Below are 2,792 nucleotides of genomic sequence, written 5' to 3' on the forward strand. Positions count from 1 at the left end.
ACCTGAGTATTTCGTTTCCCCCTTATCGAATCCATATTTTTGCCCCCATCCCGGCAGGATATTATTTGGAATATATCCTAATTGTTATTATAATATATGACAATAAAAAAGTATAGTTATTGATCGGGATTTTAATTGCCGATTCTTTAATTTCTATGAGAAAAGTATGTGGGAGGAGGGATTCGAACCCCCGAACGCCTGCGCGATAGGACCCTAAATCCTACTCCTTTGACCTGGCTCGGATACTCCCACAACAATTGGGTGCGATCAGGATCTTTCGGATAAAAATCAGGCTGCTTCTGGGGAACCGGGCCCCTCGAGTACCTGTCTAACCTGTGCCTGAAGTTTTTCAAACTTTTCCTGAAGTGCTTTTTCTTGTCGTTCGATAGATTTAATTCTGACTTCGAAGGTTTCAGTCTTCTCTTTTAGTTTATCTAAAACATGATCACGTGGCTTTTCAACCACAATGGTTCCGATTGTCATATATACTACAGCATTTTCAGGGGCGTCTCCGAGTTCTTCTGCAGCCCTTCGTGCCTCTTGTGCTGCCAACTCATACTGATTTTTTTGATTAACCACAGTCTGAAGTTGCTGTTGTAATTGCTGCAGCATATTAATCTGATTCTGCACCTTTGGTGGAATAGTATTCATGGTGTAATTCCTTTTTAATATTATACCTATTCAGATTTGAGTTCTGTCAATCATCTCGGATGCTACCTGAATTAACCGAAGCCATGAATTTAATGCAGCTCGCAATGCCGGGAGATCTGATGCTTGTACTGATAATTCCAGTATTCCATCTGATTTCACTCTGCACATCCCGTGTGATCTGCCTGAATTTTCATCAGCCTCTTCTGGGCTCACTGCATCATTGATGATAGATGCATAGGGAATTTCAAATCTGAAATATGCGGTATGCATATGATCTACTGCTAAATTTTCGTTCCGATCTTTAGGATTGTCTGCCTACGCTGGGGACCATCCATTATGAGAACTGGTTCCTCCTGTGGTTTACTAATCACAGGATAGATCTGATGTAACCGGGAGAATAGATCTATATCGGAAGTTACGATCCCTTTTGTTAACAAACCCTCACGTACTCTACATTCTATTTTGAGGATCCTCCGCTCGAACTCAGGTTGACCATTATTATACCAGCGAAGAATAGTCTCGTTCTTCTCCTGAGAAATTATAAAAATAGATGAATCTGTCCCAATAAGTTCACGAATCCCGTGTTTTCCCCGTGCAAGATATCTGGCTCCTAAGGCAAATGCAAGATCACGTGCCAGATCCCTGCTTTCTATGGTTGATCGTCGTGATGTGGTAACCAAGGTCATCGGGCTTTCAATTCTTTGATCGCTGCCCCGCGTTCCTTGAAAAGAATACGATGTCCACAAAATGGGCATCGTACATTCACGTCTATCTCAACCTTCTGTTTACACCGGGCACACTTATATGAGCCTGGCATAGTAAGGTTATACCTCCTTTACAGTGCGTTCAATTGCGCGGAGTGCTATTTTAAGGTTAGGAGTAACCGGAACGTATGCGCCACCTGCATATTTGAAATTGCATTTTTTGCATTCCCAGATTCCAGTTCCTTTTCTTCTGACCGCGATGTTATCGCACCGAGGACAAGTGTGAGTAGCTTTTGAAATAACTTCGATCTCACGTACCCTTTTTCGGATAAATCTTCCATATCGTGGCCCAAATCGACCAGTGGATCCGGAAACCCTGCCTTTTGCCTTCGTCTTGACACTACCCATACAAGATACCTCTATCGAATGTCCTTTTAATTATGTTCTTAATCCACTTATACTTACTTGATAAGTTTGGTCTCTGCTTCCCCATGACTTATTTTATTGATCAGATCATAAAACTCGTTTTGAATTCCTGCCGGTATGGTAACAACACAGATCCATGACCCGTCTTTTTGCCACTCCTGCTGATCAATGGATGCGGCAGATTGAATTTCTCCATATGCACGTGGGGCATAATCTGCCGGGATATGTACTGCAACTCTGACTTCCTCAAACTTAATTGGAATGAGTGGCCGAAGCAGTTTCATCGTGTCCTTTACGAGTTCTTCGAGACTGCGGAAAGGATCGATGTTTACTTTTACCTCATCCATAGCCATCTCAATACGTTGAGGGGGATGAGGGTGGCCGGTCTGGGGATTTATGGCATTTCGTGCAATAAAGAAAACGACCTGTTTGCGCTTCTCTGCTATCATTGCACGCCGCTGCTCTGCAGTGAGGTGGATCTCTCCTTTCTGGATAATCCTGGTGGCAATCTCCTGAAATGAGGTAGTTCCAAAAACTTTTTTCAGGGATTCATCTGATGCTTTTTCTGCCTGTGATGCATTTTCAAATATATACAGAGCAGCTACCGCTTCCTCAATGTCTATCGATTCTCCCTGACGGATTTTTGCTGCGATATTTGGGTCTACCAGTATTTCGAATCGTTCACCATGGCTCTCAATTCTGGCAACCACTGCATGATCAAGTGGTATCATCCTTGCATCTCCATAGTGTCTCTGAATTTATGCTGGTTGATCGATATACGTGGCTACTTCCTCGCGTGTCATCTTCCTGAAAATGCCCTCATTACGTGAGATAACTCCAATCTCAACCGTTCCGACATCGAACTTACCTTCAGTAGCTTCGTTAAGTGCTTTTAATCCAAGTTTGATTGCGTCATCCAGGGAACACTCATAATTATACTCCTCTTCAAAGAGTTTCATTACCGCCGGACGTCCGGTTCCGATTCCGGTTGCCTTGTATTCCAGAAGTGTA

General features: G+C 43.1%; 6 protein-coding genes, 1 tRNA gene and 1 pseudogene. All 8 read right to left on the reverse strand.

The window, feature by feature from the left end; translation table 11 throughout:
* Positions 1 to 167 precede the first annotated feature (167 nt).
* Positions 168 to 252, reverse strand: a tRNA-Leu gene (locus LUQ50_RS01555).
* A 36-nt stretch (positions 253 to 288) separates the two neighbouring features.
* Entirely contained in the window at positions 289 to 651 is a 363-nt protein-coding gene (locus tag LUQ50_RS01560; RefSeq protein ID WP_300035156.1) for a prefoldin subunit beta, read from the reverse strand.
* A 30-nt stretch (positions 652 to 681) separates the two neighbouring features.
* Positions 682 to 921: a KEOPS complex subunit Pcc1 gene (locus LUQ50_RS01565; protein WP_300035159.1), complete on the reverse strand. Its 240-nt coding sequence runs from the start codon at positions 919 to 921 to the stop codon at positions 682 to 684.
* Between the two features lie 11 nt (positions 922 to 932).
* Positions 933 to 1,337 (reverse strand): hypothetical protein, encoded by a 405-nt coding sequence (locus tag LUQ50_RS01570; RefSeq protein WP_300035162.1) that lies wholly within the window; start codon positions 1,335 to 1,337, stop codon positions 933 to 935.
* Positions 1,334 to 1,468: a DNA-directed RNA polymerase subunit P gene (locus LUQ50_RS01575; protein ID WP_300035165.1), complete on the reverse strand. Its 135-nt coding sequence runs from the start codon at positions 1,466 to 1,468 to the stop codon at positions 1,334 to 1,336. The genes LUQ50_RS01570 and LUQ50_RS01575 overlap by 4 nt, the downstream gene beginning before the upstream one ends.
* Positions 1,469 to 1,475: 7 nt before the next feature.
* Positions 1,476 to 1,763, reverse strand: a complete 288-nt coding sequence (locus LUQ50_RS01580; RefSeq protein WP_300035168.1) for a 50S ribosomal protein L37ae — start codon at positions 1,761 to 1,763, stop codon at positions 1,476 to 1,478.
* A gap of 53 nt (positions 1,764 to 1,816) precedes the next feature.
* Positions 1,817 to 2,512 carry a ribosome assembly factor SBDS gene (locus LUQ50_RS01585; protein WP_300035171.1) on the reverse strand — a complete coding sequence of 232 codons (696 nt, stop codon included), beginning with the start codon at positions 2,510 to 2,512 and terminating at the stop codon, positions 1,817 to 1,819.
* Between the two features lie 27 nt (positions 2,513 to 2,539).
* Positions 2,540 to 2,792 (reverse strand): annotated as a pseudogene (locus LUQ50_RS01590) (proteasome subunit alpha); the annotation flags it as partial.

The organism is Methanospirillum sp. (assembly GCF_028679455.1).
GTDB lineage: Archaea > Halobacteriota > Methanomicrobia > Methanomicrobiales > Methanospirillaceae > Methanospirillum.

Bases quoted from the DNA above. Each gene is read 5' to 3' on its own strand.
- LUQ50_RS01560 (WP_300035156.1), bottom strand. From the start codon at position 651: ATGAATACTATTCCACCAAAGGTGCAGAATCAGATTAATATGCTGCAG.
- LUQ50_RS01565 (WP_300035159.1), bottom strand. From the start codon at position 921: ATGCATACCGCATATTTCAGATTTGAAATTCCCTATGCATCTATCATC.
- LUQ50_RS01570 (WP_300035162.1), bottom strand. From the start codon at position 1,337: ATGACCTTGGTTACCACATCACGACGATCAACCATAGAAAGCAGGGAT.
- LUQ50_RS01575 (WP_300035165.1), bottom strand. From the start codon at position 1,468: ATGCCAGGCTCATATAAGTGTGCCCGGTGTAAACAGAAGGTTGAGATA.
- LUQ50_RS01580 (WP_300035168.1), bottom strand. From the start codon at position 1,763: ATGGGTAGTGTCAAGACGAAGGCAAAAGGCAGGGTTTCCGGATCCACT.
- LUQ50_RS01585 (WP_300035171.1), bottom strand. From the start codon at position 2,512: ATGATACCACTTGATCATGCAGTGGTTGCCAGAATTGAGAGCCATGGT.